This is a genomic window from Arthrobacter oryzae (genome assembly GCF_037911235.1).
GTDB lineage: Bacteria > Actinomycetota > Actinomycetes > Actinomycetales > Micrococcaceae > Arthrobacter > Arthrobacter oryzae_E.
The window spans coordinates 1-20,963 of record NZ_JBBLYW010000033.1 but is presented as its reverse complement, the minus strand read 5'-3'; the positions used below and the strand labels follow the sequence as shown (position 1 = coordinate 20,963).

Annotated in this window: 21 protein-coding genes and 1 riboswitch; of the genes, 13 read left to right on the top strand and 8 right to left on the bottom strand. The window is 67.7% G+C overall.

The annotated features are described in order from the left end of the window. Positions 1-59: 59 nt before the first annotated feature. Entirely contained in the window at positions 60-908 is an 849-nt protein-coding gene (locus tag WMN78_RS09410) for a PHP domain-containing protein (RefSeq protein WP_340533490.1), read from the top strand. A gap of 65 nt (positions 909-973) precedes the next feature. On the opposite strand, the gene WMN78_RS09405 is transcribed toward WMN78_RS09410, so the two are convergent. The 4 genes from WMN78_RS09405 to thiE form a co-directional block, all read right to left on the bottom strand. Beyond that, a complete protein-coding gene (locus tag WMN78_RS09405; RefSeq protein ID WP_340533489.1) occupies positions 974-1,846 on the bottom strand; it encodes a site-specific DNA-methyltransferase in 873 nt (290 codons plus the stop codon). Positions 1,847-1,854: 8 nt separating this feature from the next. Then, on the bottom strand, positions 1,855-3,597 hold the full coding sequence (locus WMN78_RS09400) for a DEAD/DEAH box helicase (RefSeq protein WP_340533488.1): 1,743 nt from the start codon (positions 3,595-3,597) through the stop codon (positions 1,855-1,857). Between the two features lie 299 nt (positions 3,598-3,896). After that, a complete protein-coding gene (locus tag WMN78_RS09395; protein ID WP_340533487.1) occupies positions 3,897-5,369 on the bottom strand; it encodes an RNB domain-containing ribonuclease in 1,473 nt (490 codons plus the stop codon). Between the two features lie 150 nt (positions 5,370-5,519). Then, positions 5,520-6,197, bottom strand: coding sequence for a thiamine phosphate synthase (gene thiE / locus WMN78_RS09390; protein ID WP_340533486.1), 678 nt, complete (start codon positions 6,195-6,197; stop codon positions 5,520-5,522). Positions 6,198-6,223: 26 nt separating this feature from the next. After that, positions 6,224-6,343: riboswitch (TPP riboswitch) on the top strand. On the opposite strand from thiE, the gene thiO reads away from it, so the two are divergent. The 4 genes from thiO (at position 6,330) to WMN78_RS09370 (ending at position 9,112) form a co-directional block, all read left to right on the top strand. After that, positions 6,330-7,646 carry a glycine oxidase ThiO gene (gene thiO, locus WMN78_RS09385; RefSeq protein WP_340533485.1) on the top strand — a complete coding sequence of 439 codons (1,317 nt, stop codon included), beginning with the start codon at positions 6,330-6,332 and terminating at the stop codon, positions 7,644-7,646. Its footprint overlaps the riboswitch before it by 14 nt. After that, positions 7,643-7,879, top strand: a complete 237-nt coding sequence (gene thiS, locus WMN78_RS09380; protein WP_055796656.1) for a sulfur carrier protein ThiS — start codon at positions 7,643-7,645, stop codon at positions 7,877-7,879. The genes thiO and thiS overlap by 4 nt, the downstream gene beginning before the upstream one ends. Positions 7,880-7,884: 5 nt before the next feature. Further along, a complete protein-coding gene (locus WMN78_RS09375) occupies positions 7,885-8,706 on the top strand; it encodes a thiazole synthase (RefSeq protein ID WP_340533484.1) in 822 nt (273 codons plus the stop codon). Positions 8,707-8,743: 37 nt separating this feature from the next. Next, positions 8,744-9,112, top strand: a complete 369-nt coding sequence (locus WMN78_RS09370) for a 4a-hydroxytetrahydrobiopterin dehydratase (protein ID WP_340533483.1) — start codon at positions 8,744-8,746, stop codon at positions 9,110-9,112. A 41-nt stretch (positions 9,113-9,153) separates the two neighbouring features. Here the strand turns inward: WMN78_RS09370 and WMN78_RS09365 are convergent, their stop codons facing one another. From WMN78_RS09365 to WMN78_RS09355, 3 genes are all read right to left on the bottom strand, one after another. Beyond that, complete coding sequence (locus tag WMN78_RS09365; RefSeq protein WP_340533482.1) at positions 9,154-9,456, bottom strand: hypothetical protein; 303 nt, start codon at positions 9,454-9,456, stop codon at positions 9,154-9,156. Between the two features lie 64 nt (positions 9,457-9,520). Further along, a complete protein-coding gene (locus tag WMN78_RS09360) occupies positions 9,521-9,745 on the bottom strand; it encodes a DUF3107 domain-containing protein (RefSeq protein WP_340533481.1) in 225 nt (74 codons plus the stop codon). A gap of 51 nt (positions 9,746-9,796) precedes the next feature. After that, complete coding sequence (locus WMN78_RS09355) at positions 9,797-10,483, bottom strand: TetR/AcrR family transcriptional regulator (RefSeq protein WP_425341139.1); 687 nt, start codon at positions 10,481-10,483, stop codon at positions 9,797-9,799. A 66-nt stretch (positions 10,484-10,549) separates the two neighbouring features. On the opposite strand from WMN78_RS09355, the gene moeB reads away from it, so the two are divergent. Then, positions 10,550-11,749, top strand: a complete 1,200-nt coding sequence (gene moeB / locus WMN78_RS09350; protein WP_340533479.1) for a molybdopterin-synthase adenylyltransferase MoeB — start codon at positions 10,550-10,552, stop codon at positions 11,747-11,749. A gap of 2 nt (positions 11,750-11,751) precedes the next feature. Here the strand turns inward: moeB and WMN78_RS09345 are convergent, their stop codons facing one another. Further along, a complete protein-coding gene (locus WMN78_RS09345) occupies positions 11,752-13,092 on the bottom strand; it encodes a glutamyl-tRNA reductase (RefSeq protein ID WP_340533478.1) in 1,341 nt (446 codons plus the stop codon). Positions 13,093-13,250: 158 nt separating this feature from the next. On the opposite strand from WMN78_RS09345, the gene hemE reads away from it, so the two are divergent. The 7 genes from hemE to WMN78_RS09310 all read left to right on the top strand — a co-directional run. Beyond that, the gene (hemE, locus tag WMN78_RS09340) at positions 13,251-14,372 is read left to right on the top strand and encodes a uroporphyrinogen decarboxylase (protein ID WP_340533477.1); all 1,122 of its coding nucleotides are present in this window, start codon (positions 13,251-13,253) and stop codon (positions 14,370-14,372) included. Between the two features lie 4 nt (positions 14,373-14,376). Then, positions 14,377-15,840 (top strand): protoporphyrinogen/coproporphyrinogen oxidase, encoded by a 1,464-nt coding sequence (locus WMN78_RS09335; protein ID WP_340533475.1) that lies wholly within the window; start codon positions 14,377-14,379, stop codon positions 15,838-15,840. A gap of 72 nt (positions 15,841-15,912) precedes the next feature. Then, positions 15,913-16,869 (top strand): hypothetical protein, encoded by a 957-nt coding sequence (locus WMN78_RS09330; RefSeq protein ID WP_340533474.1) that lies wholly within the window; start codon positions 15,913-15,915, stop codon positions 16,867-16,869. Between the two features lie 155 nt (positions 16,870-17,024). Then, the gene (gene hemQ, locus WMN78_RS09325; protein ID WP_340533473.1) at positions 17,025-17,750 is read left to right on the top strand and encodes a hydrogen peroxide-dependent heme synthase; all 726 of its coding nucleotides are present in this window, start codon (positions 17,025-17,027) and stop codon (positions 17,748-17,750) included. Continuing rightward, a complete protein-coding gene (locus WMN78_RS09320) occupies positions 17,747-19,027 on the top strand; it encodes a ferrochelatase (protein ID WP_340533472.1) in 1,281 nt (426 codons plus the stop codon). The genes hemQ and WMN78_RS09320 overlap by 4 nt, the downstream gene beginning before the upstream one ends. After that, positions 19,024-20,022 carry a hydroxymethylbilane synthase gene (gene hemC / locus WMN78_RS09315; protein ID WP_340533471.1) on the top strand — a complete coding sequence of 333 codons (999 nt, stop codon included), beginning with the start codon at positions 19,024-19,026 and terminating at the stop codon, positions 20,020-20,022. The genes WMN78_RS09320 and hemC overlap by 4 nt, the downstream gene beginning before the upstream one ends. Positions 20,023-20,040: 18 nt before the next feature. Next, positions 20,041-20,963 (top strand): uroporphyrinogen-III synthase (locus WMN78_RS09310; RefSeq protein WP_340533470.1); only part of this gene is annotated, 923 nt, incomplete at its 3' end.

Sequence of the window (20,963 nt, the reverse complement as noted above, 5' to 3'; positions counted from 1 at the left end):
AACACTGCACCGTCCCGCCGCACCGGTCTCCTGCACCGGCCATCTACTAGGCTGGGCAGGTGAGGATTGATCTGCATGCCCACTCGAATGTTTCCGACGGCACGGAGGCGCCTGCCGCGGTGATGGCGTCCGCTGCAGCCGCCGGCCTGGACGTGGTGGCCCTGACCGACCACGATTCCACTGACGGCTGGGCCGACGCCTCCCGGGCCGCCCTACGCGAAGGGATCGCCCTCGTGCCCGGCATGGAAATTTCATGCCGGACGGAGGAAGGCATCAGCGTCCACCTGCTCAGTTATCTCCATGATCCGTCGCATCCCGGCCTGCTGGAGGAAATCACCAGGTCCAAGGATGCCCGCCTCACCCGGGCCGAACGCATGGTCACCCTCCTGGCCGAGGACTATCCGCTGAGCTGGGACGACGTCATCCACCATGTGGCGCCGGGCGCAACGCTCGGCCGGCCGCACATCGCAGACGCCCTGGTGGCGGCAGGGGTGGTCGCGGACCGGACGGAGGCGTTTGCGTCGATCCTGACGTCACATTCCCGGTACTACGTGCAGCACTACGCCCCGGATCCGGCCGTTGCCGTGGCCCTGGTCCGTGCGGCGGGAGGCGTCCCGGTGTTCGCCCACCCAGTGGCGTCCGCCCGCGGCCGCGTGGTGGGCCGGCGCACCTACTTGGAGATGATCGACGCCGGCCTGGCCGGGCTGGAGATCAATCACCGGGACAATCCGGAGGACGGCCGGGAATTCCTCCGGGGCCTCGCCGAAGAGCACGGCCTGCTGGTCACCGGTTCCTCCGATTACCACGGCACGGGCAAGCCGAACCTGCTGGGCGAGAACCTCACCGCACCGGAAGTCCTGGCCGCGATTGAAGAGCAGGCGACGGGCACCGCCGTCGTGCGTCCCTGAGGTGCAGGCCCAACTAACTGGCAATTAACGCTCCCAAAACCCAGAATGACGACGTTAAATGCGAGTCAGTTGGGCGGGAACGAGGTCAACGTCGCGTGGGCACCCAGCCTCGTGGCCATGACGTCGATGGCCGGCTGGTTCTGGTCCACGCAGACGAATTTCCGGCCAAGCTTGGAGGCCACGGCCCCCAGGGTGCCGGAGCCGGCGAAGAAGTCCAGGCACCAGTCGCCCGGGCGGCTTGAGGCGGCCACAACCCGGCGGATCAGGCCTTCCGGCTTCTGCGTCGGGTAGCCGGTTTTCTCCTTGCCGGTGGGGGAGACGATGGTGTGCCACCAGACGTCGGTGGGCAGCTTGCCGAGCTCCCTCTTCTCGGGTGTCACCAGTCCGGGCGCCATATAGGGTTCGCGGTCCACTTCAGCGCTGTCGAAGTGATACTTGGCCGGGTTCTTGACGTACACTAGGATGTTGTCGTGCTTGGTGGGCCAGCGGAATTTTGCCCGGGCACCGTAGTCGTACGCCCAGATGATTTCGTTCAGGAAGCACTCGCGGCCGAAGATGGCGTCCAGCATCACCTTGGCGTAGTGGACCTCCCGGTAGTCCAGATGAAGGTACAGGGTGCCGTCATCGGCAAGCAGCCGCCACGCCTCCACGAGCCTGGGTTCCAGGAACGACCAGTAGTCGCTGAAGGCGTCGTCGTATTTGTGCAGGGCGCCTTTGATCGTGTCGTAGGAGCGGCCCTTGAAGCCCACGCGGTCGCCGCCGCCTTCCGCGTTGCGGACCATGGTGGTCTGCTGGCGGCTCTGGGCGCGGCCCGTGTTGAACGGCGGGTCGACGTAGATGAGTGTGAAGGCGCCGTCCGGCAGCGTGGGGAGGTACTCGGCGTTATCCGCGTGTACCACCAGGTTGCTGCCGTCCGGCGCCCAGACGGTGTCAGTCATCGAGGGTTTTAGGCCTCAGCGTTGCCGCGTTGTGCGCCGTCCTGCGCTGCGTTTCCGCCGCCCACTACTTCGCCGTTGCGGCGGCGGGTGCGCGTGCGGCGTCGTGCGCGCGTGGCGCGGTCCACCTCGGCCGGTGCCGAAGCAGCCGGAGCCGCCACAGGGGCCTCTGCTGCCGGAGCAGCCGCGGCTGCGCTGTCGGATGTACGACGGCGGCGGTCACCTGAACGTCCGCCGGCATCGCTGCCGCTGCGGCGGGTGTCGCGTCCGCCGTCCCTGGCGTTGCCGCGGGCGCTGTCCCGTCCGGTTCCGCGGACACTGTCCTTTGCGTTGTCCCGGCCGCCGTCCCGGCCGCCCGAACGGGTGGTCTTCTTGCCGGTCTCGCCCAGATCCTCGAGGACCTCGGCGTCGACGCCGGCCAGCACGCGCTTGTCGCGGGGCAGACGGCCCTTGGTGCCTTCGGGGATGTCCAACTCTTCGAAAAGGTGCGGCGAGGAGGAGTAGGTTTCCACGGGCTCCGGGTAGCTCAGCCCCAGCGCCTTGTTGATGAGGCCCCAGCGCGGCATGTCGTCCCAGTCGACGAACGTCACTGCGGTGCCCTTGTTACCGGCGCGGCCGGTGCGGCCCACGCGGTGCAGGTAGATCTTTTCGTCCTCGACGCACTGGTAGTTGATGACGTGAGTGACGTCGTCCACGTCGATGCCGCGGGCGGCGACGTCGGTTGCCACGAGCACATCAACCTTGTTGTTGCGGAAGGCCCGGAGAGCCTGCTCGCGGGCGCCCTGGCCGAGGTCCCCGTGGATGGCGGCAGCGGCGAACCCGCGGTCCACGAGTTCTTCGGCCACCTTGGCGGCCGTGCGCTTGGTCTTGGTGAAGATGATGGTGCGTCCCCGGCCGCGGGCCTGCAGGATGCGGGCCACAACCTCGACTTTGTCCATGCTGTGGGCGCGGTAGATCAGCTGGCGGATGTCCCGTTTGGTGAGGCCCTCGTCATCCGGATCAGCAGCACGGATGTGGGTGGGCTGGGTCATGTAGCGGCGGGCCATCGCAATGACCGGGCCGGGCATGGTTGCCGAGAACAGCAGGGTCTGGCGGACCGCCGGGGTGCCGGCAATGAGCGTCTCCACGTCCGGCAGGAAGCCCAGATCCAGCATCTCGTCGGCTTCGTCGAGGATCACGATCTTGACGTTCTTCAGGCTCAGGTGCTTCTGCTTGTACAGGTCGATCAGGCGGCCGGGCGTACCGACAACAACCTCGACGCCCTTCTGCAGGGCATCCACCTGGGGCTCATAGGCGCGGCCGCCGTAAATGGTGGCAATACGGGCGTTGCGCTTCTTGGCGGCGTTTTCCAGGTCCTTGGCCACCTGGACGGCCAGTTCGCGGGTGGGTACGATCACCAGGGCCTGCGGTGCACCGGGGACGGCCAGCTTGTCGAAACCGGGGTCGTCCCGGCCCACCACGCGCTGAAGCGCCGGGATGCCGAAGCCCAGGGTCTTGCCGGTGCCCGTCTTTGCCTGGCCGATGATGTCGTGGCCGGCGAGGGCCACTGGCAGCGTCATCGCCTGGATGGGGAAGGGGTGGGTGATTCCGGCGTCGGCCAGGGACTCGACGATGTCGGCGCGGACGTTGTAGTCGGCGAAGGATTTCTCCTCGATCTCGTGCGGTTTTTCGTCCGAGATGATGGTCTCTTCCGGCTCGATCGATTCGGTGCCGGTGTCGTCGGTCAGAAGTTGGTGCGTATGCAATTCACTCACAGGGGAGTTTCCTTATTCATTTGGGCATTGGCGCTGCTTGCTCAACGGGGCCGGCCGCAAGGCCGTTCCGGAGCACGCTCGGGCGCACAAGCAAATCCAGTGGAAGCCGATCGCGGGCTATCTAAATGCTGGCACTGGGGACCAGCGGGTGTATCTCAAGATCGCGTAGGGGCGGGCTTGTTGAATTCAAAAATCATGGAAATCAACGACCGGGCATCCATTACTACCCCCTCAGTCTAGCTGTTGACCGCAACAACCGCCGACTGGCGCCCCGGACGCAGCCCGCAGTCACCCGGCAATCACTCCACCAGCGCCAGCCGGATCACGCGCGTGTCGATGTCCGAAGAGACCAGCCTGACCCGGACCGTCGTGCCGGATTCGAGTTCGCCGGGGCATCTGGCCGTCACCGCCGGGTCCGCGATCTGGATGATGCCGGACGGTCCGTTGCCGTTTCCGTTGCCGCCGTTCCCGTTCGACTTGCCCGGTTTGGACCCGGAGATGACGACGGCGTCGAACTCCTGCCCGATGTGGTTGACGAGGAGGGCAGCCTCCACCGTGTCCAGGGCCAGCCGCTCCATCCGAGCTGCCAGCTGGTCCGAGGCCGCCATGATTTCCGGCAGGGAAGGGAGTGCTTCGCGGGCCCAGTCGGGGACAGCGGTGCGGTTGCTCAGGGCCTCGCAAATTACCAGGACAAATCGGTCAATCAGCCGCCGCAGCGGGGCCGTGGTGTGCGCGTAGGCAGCCCCGATGGCCGACTGGATGGCGTCATCCGGCACTGTGCCGTCAAAGGGGGTGTAACCGGCGCCGCGGAACAGCATGCCGGCGGAGTGCAGGATGGCCAGTTGCCGGGGATCGGTGGGATCAAGGGAACGCAGGTACTCTCCGTAGCTCGCCTCGCCGTCCCACGGCTTGCCGAGCGCGTTGGTCTGCCGCCTGAAGTGCAGGAGGGACCGTTCGTCGGGGGCGGGCATGGTACGCAGGATGCCCACTTTGCCGTCGAGCATCAGGTCCGCCGCAGCCATGCCGGTCATCAAGGAGATCTGGGCGTTCCAGTCCTCCACCGGGAGGGAGGGGGCCGCCACGATGCGGTAACCGCCGTCGGGCAACTGTTCGATTTCCTGTTCCGGCATGTTCAGGCTTGCGCCGCCGCGCAGCCTCTCCAGCTCCACGCGCTTGAGCCCCACCTCCTTGAGGAGCTGCAGGACAGGGCCGGCACTTCCGGAATCGAGCTCGGCCTGGACGCCCTTGTAGCTGAGCTTTGCCCGGCTCCTGATTTTGGCCCGGCGCACCAGCACTGAATCCACCCGGGCTGCCGTGTCCAGGTCGAACTCCCACACGAACGCGGAGCACAATTGGCCGGCCAGCAGGCTGCCGGCCTGTTCGCTAATAACCTCCGGGTGGAGCGGAATCCGCCCGTCCGGGGCGTAGATCGTCTGTCCCCGACGGCGGGTCTCGGCGTCGAGCGCCCCTCCCGGTGCAACGAAGGACGGAACATCGGCGATGGCGTAGAAAACCTTGTACCCGTCCCCTGACCGCTCGATGAACAGGGCCTGGTCCAGATCCGTGGAGGACACGGGATCTATGGTCACGAACTCCACATCCGTGAGATCCAGGTCCGGCATCTTGTGCTCCGCAATGGCCGCCAGGGCATCCTGGATGGCGTCGTCAGGAAACGGCCCGGGCAGCTCCAGCTCAGTGCGGAGCGCGTTCAGCGCGTCCGCCAGCCGGTTGGTCTGTTCGTGGACACTGGGAGTCAGGCGATGATGTGACACGAAAGTCAGATTAGCTCGGTTTACGCCATTAGTCTTGGACGATGAGCTCATCCCCGGCGGACACCGCTCGCTGCAACCACTTCGTTGCAGAGTGATCACCGGGATGGCAGAGAACCCCGACGGATGACGCAGCTCGGCCTGACCGGATAGTCAGGAGGCGCCGGCGTCCAGCGCCTCGAGAAGCGACCGTGCCGCAGCAGCAGGATCATCGGCCTCTGTGATCGCGCGGACCACCACAATCCGCTGCGCGCCCGCAGCCACCACCTGCTCAACATTGCCGAGGTCAATGCCGCCGATGGCGAACCACGGCAGCTGCGGCGCGTCCACTGCTGCGGCTGCAGCCGTCGCCGCATACCGGACCAGGTCGAGGCCGACGGCGGCCCTGCCCGGCTTGGTGGGAGTGGCCCACACAGGCCCTACACAGAAGTAGTCCAGGCCTCCCGGGCCGCGTGATGCGGCGATGGCGGCATCGATTTGTTCCGGGCTGTGCGTCGAGAGACCGATCACGGCTTCATTGCCGAGGAACTTCCGGGCCGAGGCCAGGGGGAGGTCTTTCTGGCCGACATGAAGCACCGGTGCCCCGGAGAGCGAGGCAATGTCCGCGCGGTCGTTGACCGACCAGAGGCGGCCGTGGCGGCGGGCCGCGGCTTCCAGCACTTCGAGCAGCTCGAGCTCTTCGGCCGCTTCAAGGTTCTTGTCCCGGAGCTGGATGATGTCAACCCCTCCGGCATAGGCGGCGTCAACGAAGTCTCCGAAATCGCCGCGGTCGGTGCGGGCGTCGGTGCAGAGGTACAGGCGGGCATCGGTGAGGAGAGCTTGCTCGGTCATGCCACCAGCCTAGTTCCCCTAAACTGGTGGAGTACCGCGGGAGCCCGGGGCAGCTGTCACAAAGCTGCAGGGCTGAGAGGGCGTCAGAGCCGACCGCTTGACCTGATCCGGTTAGTACCGGCGTAGGGAAGGATGACAATGATCCCGCAAACTCCAGCAGGCCGCCACGCCGCGCCCCGGGACATCAGCGCCGACGTCGCCGTGATCGGCGGCGGAATCGTCGGCCACGGCATCGCCTGGGAAGCCCGGCAGTCGGGCAGGTCCGTGGTGATCATCGACGACGCCCCCGGAACGGGCGCGAGCTGGGCCGCCGCCGGCATGCTGGCCCCGGTCAGCGAACTCCACTACCAGGAGGAAGACCTCCTTGAGCTCATGCTCCACTCCTCAGGACTCTGGCCCGCTTTCGCCGCCGGACTGCAGGGCGGTGACGCGATAGCCGGCGGCCCGGACACCGGATACCTCACGACGTCGACCCTCGCCGTGGGTGCAGATGCCGCCGACCGGCGGGCGCTCGCCGACCTGCGCGGCGTCCAGCGGTCCAGCGGCCTCACAGTGGAACCACTGACTGTCAGGGAAGCCCGCGCCCGCGAGCCGTTGTTGAGCCCCGGCATCTCCTGCGCCTTCGACATCCCGGCTGACCACCAGGTGGATCCCCGGAGGCTCCTGGCCCTGATCGCGGAGTCCCTGCCGGGGTGCGCCGTGCGTGAGCGGGCCGCCGGTCTGCTCTGGGACGAGGGTCGGCTCAGCGGTGTCAGGCTGGCCGGGGGAGGCGCCGTGCACGCCGGGGAGACCATCATTGCCAACGGGCTGGGAGCAGCGACCCTCGGCGGATTGCCGACAGGCCTCCAGCTGCCGCTCCGACCGGTGTACGGCGACATCCTGCGCCTGCGTGTCCCCGCCCACCTGCAGCCCCTGCTGACATCCACCGTCCGCGGCCTGGTCCGCGGAGTTCCCGTCTACATCGTGCCCCGGCAGGACGGCACCGTGGTGATCGGGGCCACCCAGCGTGAAGACGCACTCTCGGGAGCCGGCAAGGACACTGCCGGGCCCGCCGCTCAGGAAGGGCTGCCCGGCTCAGCCGTTTCAGCCGGCGGCGTCTACCAGCTGCTCCGTGACGCGCAGGTGCTGGTTCCCGCCGTCGCCGAACTGGAACTCCTGGAAGCAACAGCGAGGGCCCGTCCGGGAACGCCGGACAACGCGCCGCTCCTGGGGCGCGTCGAGGACGTCGGAACCGGCAGGGACATACCCGGGCTGATCATCGCCACGGGATTCTTCCGGCATGGCGTCCTGCTCACTCCTGCGGCAGCGTCCATCTGCCGGCAGCTGCTGGACGGTGCCGCCGATCCGCGGTGGGCGCCGTTCCGGCCCGACCGGTTTTCCGGCCGCCCCGCAGCGCCCGCAACGCCGGCGAAACTTGTCACCATTGACCCGATCAAGGAAACAGCATGAACATCACACTGAACGGCACGGTCCACGCCGTGGACGACGGCGCGTCCGTCACCACCCTCATCAGCCAGGTCACCGGCAGGAACCTCGCCCCGAACGGACAGGCCGCCGACGGCCGGAAACTGGGCGTGGCGGTGGCACGGAATTCCGAGGTGGTACCGCGCAGCCAGTGGTTCGTTACGGCGCTCGCCGAGGGCGACGACGTCGAACTTGTTACCGCGGTTCAGGGAGGTTGAGCATCATGGCAGGAACTACGGAGGCCGGCGTGGCAGGAACCGCGCAGCAGGCGGCGACGGACCCGTTCATCGTGGACGGTGTCCCTCTGGGGTCGCGGCTGATCATGGGCACCGGCGGCGCGCCCAGCCTGGACGGGCTGGGCGCGGCGCTGCTCGCCTCGGGCACGGAGCTGACCACCGTGGCCATGCGCCGCTATTCGCCGGCAGAAACCGGCTCGCTGTTCCAGCTCCTGGTGGACCACAACATCCGCGTCCTGCCCAACACCGCCGGCTGCTTTACGGCGAGGGACGCCGTCATGACGGCGGAACTGGCCCGTGAGGCGCTGGAAACGGACTGGGTGAAGCTTGAAGTGATTGCCGATGAACACACGCTCCTCCCGGATGCCGTGGAGCTGGTGGACGCCACCGAGCAGCTGGTGAACCGCGGATTCAAAGTGTTTGCCTACACGAATGACGACCCCGTGCTGGCGCTGCGGCTGGAGAACCTCGGAGCCACCGCTGTGATGCCGCTCGGATCACCCATCGGCACGGGACTGGGCATCCTGAACCCGCACAACATCGAACTCATCGTTTCCCGGGCCTCCGTTCCCGTGGTGCTGGATGCAGGCATCGGCACGGCGTCGGACGCCGCCCTGGCGATGGAACTGGGGTGCGATGCGGTGTTGCTGGCGACGGCAGTGACCAGGGCGCAGAACCCTGCGATGATGGGCGAGGCCTTCAAACACGCCGTCATCGCCGGTAGGCTGGCGAAATCGGCCGGCCGGATTCCACGCCGCGAGCACGCCCTTGCGTCGTCGGCCATGGAAGGCCGGGCGGAGTTCTTATAACAAGGAGTTCCTGCAACAACCAGCCAAGGAGCCAGCTGTGAGCGGCAAGGAAGACATTCTCAACCGATCCGGAATTGACGCCGCACTGGCGGACCTTCCCGACTGGAGATACCGGCAGGGCAGCCTGGTCACCGTATTCAAGACGCCGACGGCGGCCGCAGCGCTCAAGCTGATCGCCGCCGTCGGGCAGCTGGCTGAGGAACAGCACCACCACCCGGACCTGGACTGGCGCTACAACCGGGTCTTCATCCGCTACACATCGCACGACGCCGGCACCGAGGTGACCCAGCGTGACGTCGCCGCAGCAGCGGCTGCCAGCCGGGCGGCCGCTGCTGTGTCGGCGACTGCGGAACCTGGCCGCTACCGGTCAGCGGAGATCGCAAGCGAACCCGCCAACCCGGACTAGCTGCCGAAGCGGTCCGGAACCGGTGCGTCAGAGCCTCTACGTCAGAGCCGCAGCGCGGCCGTCAGCTGCTTCGTGTCGTGCAGGGCGCGCTTTCGGCCCAGGTACACCGCGGCGGCGAGTGCCGCCCCGGTGCCCAGGACCATGGGAAGCACCCACGGAATCCACGTCAGGCCGGGCTGGTAGCCAAGCCCTGCGGCAATGAAGATGATCCAGCTCAGCATCCCCACAGTAAGGGAAACGCCGGCCGGCATGGCGATACCGTACTTCGCGTGCCGCCGGTCGTTGGCCCAGACAACAAAGCCTGCAGCCACAGTGACCAGGGCCACGATTACCAGGGAAAGCATTCAGCGAACTCCTTGCTGCAGGGCGGGATGGGCCGGGGCGGTTGAACCTGGATGAAGCCGGTGCCTAAAGCTGGCCGAAACCGACGCGGCGGGCTTCCTCGGCCCCGATTTCAACGTAGCCCAGGACATTTGCGGGAACGATGACCACGCGGCCCTTATCGTCAGCCAGGCGAAGCTCAGCGCCCTTGGCGATGGCTTCCTCGACGAGCTTTGCCACAGCGTCAGCATCCTGAGCCGATTCCAGCACAATTTCGCGGCCGATGTTCTGAATGCCGATCTTTACTTCCACAGCGAGGCCTCCCAGCCAATCAAAGTTCTAAAGGTGTTCTCTATTTGTAGTCTAGGTTTCCTTGGGGAAGCGTGAGATTCCGCGCCAAGCTAAACGATAGATCAGGTCACTGGCCACATCGAGGTCCAGGTTTCCGTCCGTTTCGAGCCAGTACCGTGCGCTGACCTGCGCCATGCCGGCAAGTCCGCGCCCCAGCAGCTGGGCCTCAATCATGGGAAGCTTGGTGTCCTCGGCGATGACCCGCGCTATGGCATCGGCAAAAGCCTTGTTGAAGGTTTCGAGCCTGGAACTGACGTCACTGTCGTTGATCAGGTCCGATTCAAACACCAGGCGGTGGGCCTGGTCGTCGCTGGCGATGAAGCGGTAGTAGGCACGCATGACGGCCTGGACGCGCTCGTCGTTGTCGTCGGTGGAGTTCAGCGCCCCCATCATGAGCTCGGTCAGCGTGCTGAGATGGCTGTCCAGCAGGGCGAGGTAGAGCTCGCGCTTGGACGGGAAGTGCTGGTAAAGCACCGGTTTGCTGACGTGCGCAGTTTCTGCGATTTCGTCCATGGCGGCGCCGTGGTAGCCGTTGGCCACAAAGACCTCCTGGGCGGCGGCCAGCAGCTGGGCGCGTCGTTCGTCACGCGGGAGCCGCGCCGAACGCGCACCGCCGGCCCGCGCCTGTCCGGCAGCTGCCTTCCCGGCCGGTGTCCGATCAACCGGTGCATGATGAACCACTGTTGGCCTTCTTTCCATTGCAGTTACCTACACTTTACGCGCGGGTAATATGACCTGGCGGCATCTTCGGGCATACATTGAAGTATGGCTTCCACGTTCACCGCAACTGCTGTCCCTGCAACCCTGGATCCGCTCGTGGAACCGGCGGATGCTCTGACCGCCGAAGAGGTGGAGCGGTACTCCCGCCACCTCATCATTCCCGAAATCGGCACGCTGGGCCAACGCCGGCTCAAGAACGCCAAGGTGCTTGTGATCGGAGCCGGTGGACTGGGCTCGCCGGCGCTCCTCTACCTTGCCGCCGCAGGGGTGGGAACCTTGGGAATCATTGACGACGACGCCGTTGACCTGAGCAACCTGCAGCGCCAGGTGATCCACGGGGTGGCGGACGTGGGGCGGTCCAAGATCGAGTCAGCCCGCGACTCCATTGCCGCGCTGAACCCCCTGGTGGACGTCCGGCTCCACAACGTCAGGCTGGACGCCTCGAACGCACTGGAACTGTTCGCCGGTTACGACCTCATCCTGGACGGGGCGGACAATTTCGCCACGCGCTACCTGGTCAACGACGCCGCAGCCATCCTCGGTAAGCCCTACGTCTGGGGCTCCATCTTCCGCTTCGACGGCCAGGTCAGCGTGTTCTGGGAAAAGCACGGCCCGACCTACCGCGACCTCTACCCGGAGGCGCCGCCGGCCGGTTCGGTGCCTTCCTGCGGCGAAGGCGGCGTGTTCGGCATGCTGTGCGCCGCAGTGGGCTCGCTCATGGTGACTGAGGCAGTCAAGCTGATCACCGGCGTCGGGCGTTCCCTGCTGGGGCGCGTGGCGCTGTTCGACGCCCTCGGCGGAAGCTGGCGCGAGATCAAGGTGGCACGCGATCCGGAGGCCGAGCGCATCACGGAACTCACCGACTACCAGGCGTTCTGCGGCATAGTTCCGGAGGCTGCCGCCGCCAAGGAGAACACCGTGACGGCCACGCAGCTGGCCACCATGCTGGCTTCACGCAAAGCCGGGCTGAAGGACTTCGACCTTGTGGACGTCCGCGAACCGGGCGAGCACGACATCGTCAGCATTGACGGGTCCGTCCTCATCCCGCAGGGCAGGATCCTGGCGGGGGAGGCGTGGGCCGAGCTGCCCCAGGACAAGGACATCGTGTTCCACTGCAAGGCGGGCACCCGCTCGGCAGCCGTCCTGGCCGCGGCGCGCAAGGCAGGCTACCAGCGGGTCAGCCACCTCGACGGCGGCATCCTCGCCTGGGTGCGGGAAGTGGAACCGGCCAAGCCGGTGTACTGAGGTCAGGCTGTTTCGCGCCGGCCGTCGGCGGACGCCGGGCCGGCCTGGCCGTGGTCCACGGGGCATTCGGCGGCCGGGGCGGCGGCGGGCTGCTCAACAGTGATGCCGTACAGCGCATCGAGGGCTGCAATGTACTGCTCCTGCTGGCCGTTGGAGGCAAGCTCACGTGCCCGGACCGTGGGGACATGCAGCAGCTGCTTGACCATACGGCGCAGGGCGAACTCCACTTCCTCGGCGGCGGCCGTGCAGCCGTGGCGTGCCCGGACCTTCTCCATTTCAGCGTCGAGGACGTTCATGGTGTGGCGGCGCAGCGCGACGATTGCCGTGTCCATGGACCTGGCCTCGCGCTCCTGCTCAAAAGCTGCGGCCGCGCCCGTGACGATGCCGCTGGCCTGGGCCAGGGATTCGGCCTGCTCCTGGGGAGCAGCGAGCCGCACGGACTCAAGCGTCAGCAGCTCCACGCCGTCGAGCTCGCCGACGGCGGGATCGAAATCATGGGTGAGCGCCAGGTCGATGGCGATCAGCGCTTGGGGTGATCCTGCACGTACCCGGGCGAGTTCCTCCGCTTCCACCCGGGCATCGGAGCCGCTGCACCCGATCATGACATCCGCTGCGGCCACAGCTGCGGGGAGTGAGTCAGCGTCGAGGGCCGTGCCGCCGCGTGTCGCCACGAAGCCTTCGGCGCGTCCGGAGGAGGAGAAAACGGAAATGTCTGTGCACCCGCGTTCGCGGAGCAAGGACATGGTGGCGCCGGCGTACGCGCCGGTGCCGAAAACCACGGCCTTCTTGGTGGACCAGTCGGCATTTTCGGAAAGGTCGGTGGCGAGATCCAGGGCAACCGAGACGATGGACAGCCCGCGTGATCCGAGGGCCGTCTGGGCGCCCACATCCTTGGCGGTCTTGGACGCCGCCTGGAAGAGCCGGACGAGGCCTGAGCTTGCGGTGCCTTCGTGCTGGGCGTTGATGAGGGCGCGTCGCACCTGGCCGGCTATTTCGCGTTCGCCCACCACGGCCGAATCAAGGCCGGAGCTCACGGCAAAAAGGTGCTGGCTGACTTCACCGCCTGTGCGGGTATTGAAGGACCGGGAGACTAGCTGCTCGTTGAGCCCGGTGCGTTCACTGATCTGGGCAACGAGGGCGGCCCGTGCCGCTTCGACGTCATCCGGATGCGGCGCTTCACCGTAGATTTCGAAGCGGTTGCAGGTGGCAAGCACCACCGCACCCGTCACTGCCGGCGACCCGGAGAGTGCGGATGTAGCTAACTCGGAAGCGCCGGTGCTCAGTTGAGCAACGGTTTCGAGGTCGATGTCGGCGTGTGTAGCCACCAATGAAAAAAGAACCACAGCATGACAATCATAGCTTTTACGTCGCGGCGTAGAACAACAATGCCCAGTGGCAAAGCGCACGGTGCCCTGTGATTCCCGCCACGGACGGCCGCCGCAGGCCGTGGATGACAGCCTGTCGTTATCTTTTGGCGGCGAATTTAGGGAGAATCGGAGTCATGACTTCAAGCGCTGCAACGTCCAACGGCACGGTATCCAACGTCCCGTACTCCGAGGCCACCCTGGATGCAGGACACCCGCTGATGGACGGCCGCACAGCCGATTCGCCGCTCATCACGGCCTACCGCGGCGGCAAGCCGTCCCGCAGGCCCGTCTGGTTCATGCGCCAGGCCGGCCGCTCCCTGCCTGAGTACCTGAAGGTGCGCGAAGGCGTGGCCATGCTGGATTCCTGCCTGCGTCCCGAGCTGGCCTCCGAGATCACGCTGCAGCCGGTGCGCCGCCATGACGTCGACGCCGCCATCTTCTTCTCGGACATCGTGATCCCGTTGAAGCTCGCGGGCGTGGGCGTTGATATCGTTCCCGGCGTCGGCCCGGTCCTGGACAAGCCGGTACGCACCGCCGAGGACGTCGCGGCTCTCCCGCAGCTGACCTGGGAAGCGCTGGAGCCCATCCGCGAGGCTGTCCGCCTGACTGTCGCCGAGCTTGGCAAGACGCCGTTGATCGGGTTCGCCGGCGCGCCGTTCACCCTGGCCGCGTACATGGTCGAAGGCAAGCCCTCCCGCGACCACCTCGGCCCGCGCACCATGATGCATGCCGATCCCGAGACTTGGAATGCGCTGGCCAACTGGGCGGCGGACGCCTCGGGCATGTTCCTGCGCGCCCAGCTGGAAGCCGGCGCTTCCGCGGGCCAGCTGTTCGATTCCTGGGCGGGCTCGCTGGGGCTGGCCGACTACGAACGCTTCGTGGCGCCGGCGTCAGCCCGCGCACTGGACCACGTCCGGCACCTGGGCGCCCCGCTGATCCACTTTGGCACCGGAACTTCGGAGCTGCTGGTGGCAATGCGCGACGTCGGAGTGGACGTGGTGGGCGTGGACTACCGGCTTCCCCTGGACGAAGCCAACCGCCGGCTGGGCGGCACCGTGCCGCTGCAGGGCAACATCGACCCCGCGCTGCTCTCCGCCCCGTGGAACGTGCTGGAAGCGCACGTCCGGGAGGTCATCAGGGCGGGTTCCGCCGCGCCCGGGCACGTCCTGAACCTGGGCCACGGCGTGCCGCCGGAGACCGACCCCGACGTACTGACGCGCGTCGTCGAACTCATCCACTCGATTTCCCCGGAGTAATACGGTGAGCGCAGCCACGCCGGAAGCATCCGCTACTTCGGCGGTGGTGGTGGGCGGCGGCATCTCCGGCCTGCTCGCAGCACTGGAGCTTGCGAAAGCCGGCCGGCAGGTCACAGTTCTGGAAGCGAGCCAGGGCTGGGGCGGCTGTGTGGGCAGCCATGTAGTAGCCGGCCTGACACTGGACAGCGGGGCGGAGTCATTCGCCACGCGTTCAAGTGCCGTTGCGGACCTCGCGGCAGAGCTTGGCATCGCAGGCAGCATCGTTGCGCCCCACCCGGGCGGCGCCTGGGTCCAGCTCCCGGACGGCGCCCGGGAACTCCCCAAGACCGGTGTCCTGGGCATTCCGGCCAACCCCTGGGATCCCGAAGTGCGACGGACCCTCGGGTTCGCCGGCTCGCTCCGCGCATCCCTGGACAAGGTTCTGCCTGCTTCCGCCGGGACCCGCGCTGCCATCACCAGCGTCTCGGCCCTCGTCCGGCAGCGGATGGGCCGGCGTGTACTGGAACGCCTGGTTGAGCCCGTGGTGGGCGGCGTGCATTCCGCCGATCCCGCACTACTCGACGTCGATATGGTGGCCCCCGGGCTCCGCGCCGGAATCCAAGCCCACGGCTCCCTGGCCGCCGCCGTCGCCGCCCAGCGCCGGGGGACAGGCGCGGAGGGCGCCAAAGCGGGCTCCGCCGTCGCGGGCTTCGAAGGCGGCCTGCACAAGCTGATCACTGCCCTCGTGGCAGAACTGCGGCAGCGAGGAGTAACCCTCCTGGCCGGCACGCCGGCGGCGGCCGTGGCCAGGACAGCGGACGGCTGGCGGGTTTCGGCCGGCGAACAGACGTACGACGCCGGCCTGCTGGTGGTGGCCCTTGACGGCCCTTCCGCCGTCGGGCTGCTGCAGGACGCGGTGCCGGATCTGGCCCGCCACCGGCCCGGCGCCGGTCCCGATGTAAAGCTAGTGACACTGGTTGTTGACCTGCCCGAACTGGACCGCCGGCCGCGCGGAACGGGCATTCTGGTGGCCCCGCAGACGCCCGGCATCCAGGCAAAGGCGTTGACCCATGCCACCGCCAAATGGGACTGGATCGCCGCTGCGGCGGGCCCCGGCACCCATGTTGTCCGGCTCTCATACGGCAGGGGAGAAGGCACGGGACAGGACGCGCGCTGGTCCGGCGCAGGCCTGCCCGGGGGAGACGGTTCCGGGGCGGAAGACAACGTGCTCTTTGAATCGGCCTTACGGGATGCGTCGACCCTCCTGACAGTGCCTGTCACAGCCGATGACGTCATCGACTGGGACGTCGTCAGCTGGGGCGGCGTGCTGCCGTTCGCCGCCGTGGGCCACCGCCAGCGCGTGGCGGAGGTACGACGCGTCTGCGCCGCCGAAGGCAGCCTGGTGATGGTGGGAGGGTGGCTGGCGGGAAACGGCCTCGCCGCCGTCGTGGCCGACACCCGAAGGCAACTCGCAGAGGTGCTCCACTAGCCTTCGAGTATCGCGTTCAGGGCGCCTTTGCAAGTTTCTAATGGCACGTATTTCTGGCTAGGGTCGATGACCATGGTCATTCAGAAGTCCGAAGAAACTCGAACGCTGGCTGGTTTCCATGGGGGTCTTCGGCGCGGCACGGCAGCAGCGGCGCTCGGAGCGGTACTAGTCCTTTCCGCAGGTGTTCCTGCATCCAACGCTGTGTCCCTCGTTCCGGCTCCGGACACCACCGACGGCGCTGACGCCGACACGACAACGTCCGTAGAAGCGGGAATTGGGTCGCTGGAGGTCTGGGCCTCCGTGGTGCTGGGACCCAAGCCGCATCCCTCCGGTCCGCCCGCACCGGGCACCGGCAAGCAGGCACCGCCCGGCCAACGGAGCCAGCCCACGCCGTCACCGTCTCCGACGACCGACCCGGTGTGGTCTTCGCCGTCGCCCGTACCGTCGTCACCTTCACCTTCGCCGTCGTCGCCTGCACCTTCCCCTTCCCCTTCCCCTTCCCCTTCCGGAGGTAGTGTGCCGCCGTCGGGCACCCCGGCACCGTCGCCCGCCGGCGGAGCTGCAGCTCCCTCCACCGGCGCCGCGCAGGCGCCCGGGGCTCCTGCACCCGCCACGGGAGGGGCTTCGGCTGGTACTCCCGCGGCGCCGCCAGCAGTCCTCCCTGGAACTGCCGCTCCGGCCGCGCCCCGAAACGGAGTGATCCTCCCCGGCACGTCCGCGGAAGCGCCTGAGTCGGGCGGAGCCTCGCGGGCGTCCGGCAGCAAGGCGACGGGGCCGGCCACGGCTGCCCCGGCGTCAGCATGGACCACGACGAACAGGTTCGGTCCCGCCAACATGGCCATCCTGACGTCAACGGGCGTCGAACCGCTGTCCGGCTCCGGCTATGGCGTCGCGGGAGCGCCGGTCATGAGGTCCGCCGTGAGCGTCTTGCCCATGGGCGACGTGTCGCCGCAGGTCTGGTGGGGTGCCGGGCTCGTTGCACTGGCCTGTGCCGCAGGGGTTGCCTATGTCCGAATGCGCCGGGTCTAGGGACGTTTTCGGGCAGGCCCCCGTCTGCTGCGTTCCGCGGACGGGCCGGTCAGCTTCTGCGGAGACCAGGCCGGGTTGTGAAATTAGCCACTTCTACGCGTTGTAGAAGTGCTGTGTTTCGACTTAGGCGGCATGGAAGGGGCAGACTGGTAGCTATGAGCCACACTTCTGCCGAATCTGTCACTAAAACCGAATCAGTCGCCGGAAATCCGGCAGCCGAGGAAACAGAGCAGTTCTTCACTCTCTGGACGGTGTTCAAGCGCTCCGCCGACGTCCTGCGCAGCGCCGATGCTGCTGCGGACTTCGAAGCGCTGCTGGCCCGCCTGGCTGATGCCGGCGTGGTCCACCGGGGAAGCTACGACGTCTCGGGAATGCGTGCAGACGCGGACATCATGGTGTGGCTCCACGGCCCCAAGCCCGAGGCCCTGCAGCAGGCAGTCCGCGACATCCGCCGCAGCAAGCTCTTCGCCGGCACGGAGATTGCCTGGTCCGCCATGGGCGTGCACCGCGAGGCGGAATTTGCCAAGAACCACACTCCTGCATTCTCCCGCGGCGTGGAGCCGGCCGAATGGCTCTGCGTATACCCGTTTGTCCGCTCCTACGAGTGGTACCTGCTTCCCGATGCGGAACGCGGCGCCATGCTGCGCGACCACGGCCTGCTGGGCCGCGACTTCCCGCAGGTCATCTCCAACACCGTATCCTCGTTCGCGTTGGGCGACTGGGAATGGATCCTCGGCCTGGAGGCACCGGATCTCGTGGACCTCGTGGACCTGATGCGCCACCTGCGCGCCACCGAGGCCCGGCACCACGTCCGTGAAGAAATACCCTTCTACACCGGCCGCCGCGTTACGGCCGGCGAGATCGCCGAGGTCCTCGCATGAGCCCGCTTGAGTCGCAGGAAGCCTCCGCTTCAGTGACCGCCGTCAACCCGGTCACCGAAGCCGGCCGGATGGCGCCGAAGGAGTACGACGCCGTCCTCCTCGCCTCGTTCGGTGGCCCGGAAGGACAGGACGACGTCATCCCGTTCCTCCGCAATGTCACCCGCGGACGCGGCATCCCGGATGAGCGGCTTGAAGAGGTTTCGCACCACTACCGCGCCAACGGCGGCATCAGCCCGATCAACCAGCAGAACCGCGACCTCAAGGCCGGAATCGAGTCCGAGCTCTCCGCCCGCGGCATCGACCTCCCCGTGTTCTGGGGCAACCGCAACTGGGATCCGTACATCCCGCAGACCCTGCAGGACGTGTACGACGCCGGCCACCGCAAGGTGCTCATGGTCACCACGAGTGCGTACTCCTGCTATTCCAGCTGCCGCCAGTACCGCGAAGACATCGGCATGGCCCTGACGGAGACCGGCCTGGACGGCAAGCTCGAAGTGGACAAGGTTCGCCAGTACTTCGACCACCCGGGCTTCGTGGAGCCGTTTGTCGAGGGCACCGCCGCAGGCCTTGCCGATGTCCGCGCCCAGCTGGCTGCCGCGGGCACCCCGGAAGCCCCGGTGCACATCCTGTTCGCCACGCACTCCATCCCCACGCGGGACGCCGAAGCCGCCGGGCGCTCGGAGGGTGAGCCGCGCACGTTCGCCGAAGACTCGGCGTACGTGGCCCAGCACCTGGCTTCCGGTGCGGAGGTCATCCGCCGGGTCGAGGCCGAATCGGGCGACACCGCGCCGTGGTCGCTCGTGTACCAGTCCCGTTCAGGTGCTCCGCATGTTCCGTGGCTCGAACCGGACATCAACGATGCTATCGAGGAACTCGCCGGCCAGGGCGTCAAGGGAATCGTGATCGTCCCCCTGGGCTTCGTCAGCGACCACATGGAGGTTGTCTGGGACCTGGACACCGAGGCCCTCGAAACCTGCCGGAACCTTGGGCTTGCCGCAACGCGTGTTCCCACCCCGGGAACCCACCGCAAATTCGTGGGCGGCATTGTGGACCTGATCTGTGAGCGCACTGCTGCAAACAACATCGCCGACCGCCCGCACCTGACAGACCTTGGCCCCTGGTACGACGTCTGCCGCCCGGGCTGCTGCGCCAACTTCCGGGGCGAGAAGCCCACCATTGCAGGGGCGGACACCACCGTGGGCGCCGGCCACGACGCCTACCCCTCCGAACCGGCCGCGAACCAGGCCGCTCCGGCGGCGGGACAGGAAACACGGTGACAGTCCGCATCGGGACGCGTGCCAGCAAGCTCGCGCTCACCCAGACCCAGCAGACGGCTGACCAGTTGGCGGCAGTTGGCGGATTCCCCGTGGAACTGGTCCACATCCGGACCGAGGGCGACGTCCTCACCGGGTCCCTTTCGCAGATGGGCGGCACGGGAGTGTTCGTGGCGGCCCTGCGGGATGCCCTCCTGCAGGACAAGTGCGACGTTGCAGTTCACTCACTCAAGGACCTGCCCACCGGCGCAGCGCCCGGCCTGGCCCTGGCCGCGACGCCAAAGCGCGTCGACGTGCGTGACGTGCTCTGCGCCCGCGACGGTTTCAAGCTGGCCGACCTCCCGCAGGGCGCCAGGGTGGGCACCGGCTCGCCGCGCCGTGCGGCGCAGCTCCGGGCCGCCCGCCCGGACCTGGACGTCGTTGACATCCGCGGCAACGTGGACACCCGGCTCGGCCGCGTCCCCGGTCTGCCGGGCAACGCCACGGACGCCGTAGTGGCCGGCAAATCCTGCGACCTCGACGCCGTCGTCCTCGCCGCCGCGGGCCTGGAACGCATCGGCCGACTGGACACCGTCAGCGAATACCTCGAAACCGACGTGATGCTTCCCGCCGCCGGCCAGGGATCGCTCGCCATCGAATGCCGCACTGCCGATGCACCGCGGAAACCCGGATCCACCGAAGGGTCACAGGCTCCGCTCGCGCAGGCGCTGGCAGCACTGGACGACAAGGACACCAGGTTGGCCGTCACGGCCGAGCGGGCACTCCTGGCCCGGCTGGAGGCCGGATGCGCAGCCCCGGTCGGCGCCTATGCGTTCCGCAAGGGCAGCATGCTGTACCTGGAAGCCGTGGTCTGCGCCGTCGATGGCAAAGCCTCGGTCCGTGACAAGCGCGCCACGGACGGACTCAACGAGGTGGGCGCCACGCTCCTTGGCATCGAACTGGCAGAGGTGCTGCTGGCGGCCGGCGCAGCGGACATCGCGGACCTTGCCGCTTCCTGAACCGGCAGGGCCGGGCAGATGATGGGACGGCGCAGTGTCCGCCGGGGTGACGACCAACCCGGGCTGCGGGTGCTCGAGGGTGCCCGCGTCCTGGTCACGCGCAGCCCCGACCGGGCCGCGCCGCTCCTCGCAGCCCTGCGGGAAACCGGTGCCGAACCGCTGCTGCTTCCCCTGATCGATTTCGAGCGCGCCCGTGACCTTCATTCGCTGGAGGTCGCCTTCGACGCACTGGGCGCGGGCGCCTACAACTGGCTGGTGATCAGCAGCACCACCACCGTCCAGGCCCTCGAGGAACTGGCCCGGGAACGGGGCACGACGCTGGGACAATGGCTGCCAGGCTCCCTCCAGGTTGCCACCATCGGGCCCGCCACCCGGCTTGAACTGGAATCCCGGGGAATCGCCGTTGACCTGGCTCCGTCCCGGCTCCAGTCCGGCGTCGGCCTCCTCGACATCTGGCCGCGGGGCCAGGGCAGCGTTTTCCTTCCGCAGGCCGACATCGCGGACAGCAGGCTGGCCGCCGGGCTGGAAGCACTCGGTGCCAGTGTCCAGGCGGTCACCGCCTACCACACAGTGGACTATCCGGCGGATCCGTCCCGCAGCTTCGCACTGGCACGTAACGTCGCACCGAACGATGCGTCGGACCTGCCGGCGGGCCCGCCGTCGGCCGCTGCGCAGCCGGGAACGGACGTACTCAACCCTGTCGAAGCGAAAGCCGAGCTTGCCGCGGGGCGGCTGCACGCCGTCGTGGCCGCTTCCCCCAGCGCCGCCCGCCGGATCCATGCCGGCCTTTCGCCGCTGGGGGACTGCCGCTTCGTGGCGATCGGCCGCTCCACGGCCGCAGAGGCTGAATCGCTCGGGCTGCCGGTGGCCGCCGTCGCAGAGGAGCCAACAGCATCAGGGCTGGTGTCCGCTGTCATCCGGGCGCTGGCACCAGAACATTC

Bases quoted from the DNA above. Each gene is read 5' to 3' on its own strand.
- WMN78_RS09405 (WP_340533489.1), bottom strand. From the start codon at position 1,846: ATGACTGACACCGTCTGGGCGCCGGACGGCAGCAACCTGGTGGTACAC.
- thiE (WP_340533486.1), bottom strand. From the start codon at position 6,197: ATGACCGAGCAAGCTCTCCTCACCGATGCCCGCCTGTACCTCTGCACC.
- thiO (WP_340533485.1), top strand. From the start codon at position 6,330: ATGACAATGATCCCGCAAACTCCAGCAGGCCGCCACGCCGCGCCCCGG.
- thiS (WP_055796656.1), top strand. From the start codon at position 7,643: ATGAACATCACACTGAACGGCACGGTCCACGCCGTGGACGACGGCGCG.
- WMN78_RS09375 (WP_340533484.1), top strand. From the start codon at position 7,885: ATGGCAGGAACTACGGAGGCCGGCGTGGCAGGAACCGCGCAGCAGGCG.
- WMN78_RS09365 (WP_340533482.1), bottom strand. From the start codon at position 9,456: ATGCTTTCCCTGGTAATCGTGGCCCTGGTCACTGTGGCTGCAGGCTTT.
- WMN78_RS09355 (WP_425341139.1), bottom strand. From the start codon at position 10,483: ATGGAAAGAAGGCCAACAGTGGTTCATCATGCACCGGTTGATCGGACA.
- moeB (WP_340533479.1), top strand. From the start codon at position 10,550: ATGGCTTCCACGTTCACCGCAACTGCTGTCCCTGCAACCCTGGATCCG.
- hemE (WP_340533477.1), top strand. From the start codon at position 13,251: ATGACTTCAAGCGCTGCAACGTCCAACGGCACGGTATCCAACGTCCCG.
- WMN78_RS09330 (WP_340533474.1), top strand. From the start codon at position 15,913: ATGGTCATTCAGAAGTCCGAAGAAACTCGAACGCTGGCTGGTTTCCAT.
- hemQ (WP_340533473.1), top strand. From the start codon at position 17,025: ATGAGCCACACTTCTGCCGAATCTGTCACTAAAACCGAATCAGTCGCC.
- WMN78_RS09320 (WP_340533472.1), top strand. From the start codon at position 17,747: ATGAGCCCGCTTGAGTCGCAGGAAGCCTCCGCTTCAGTGACCGCCGTC.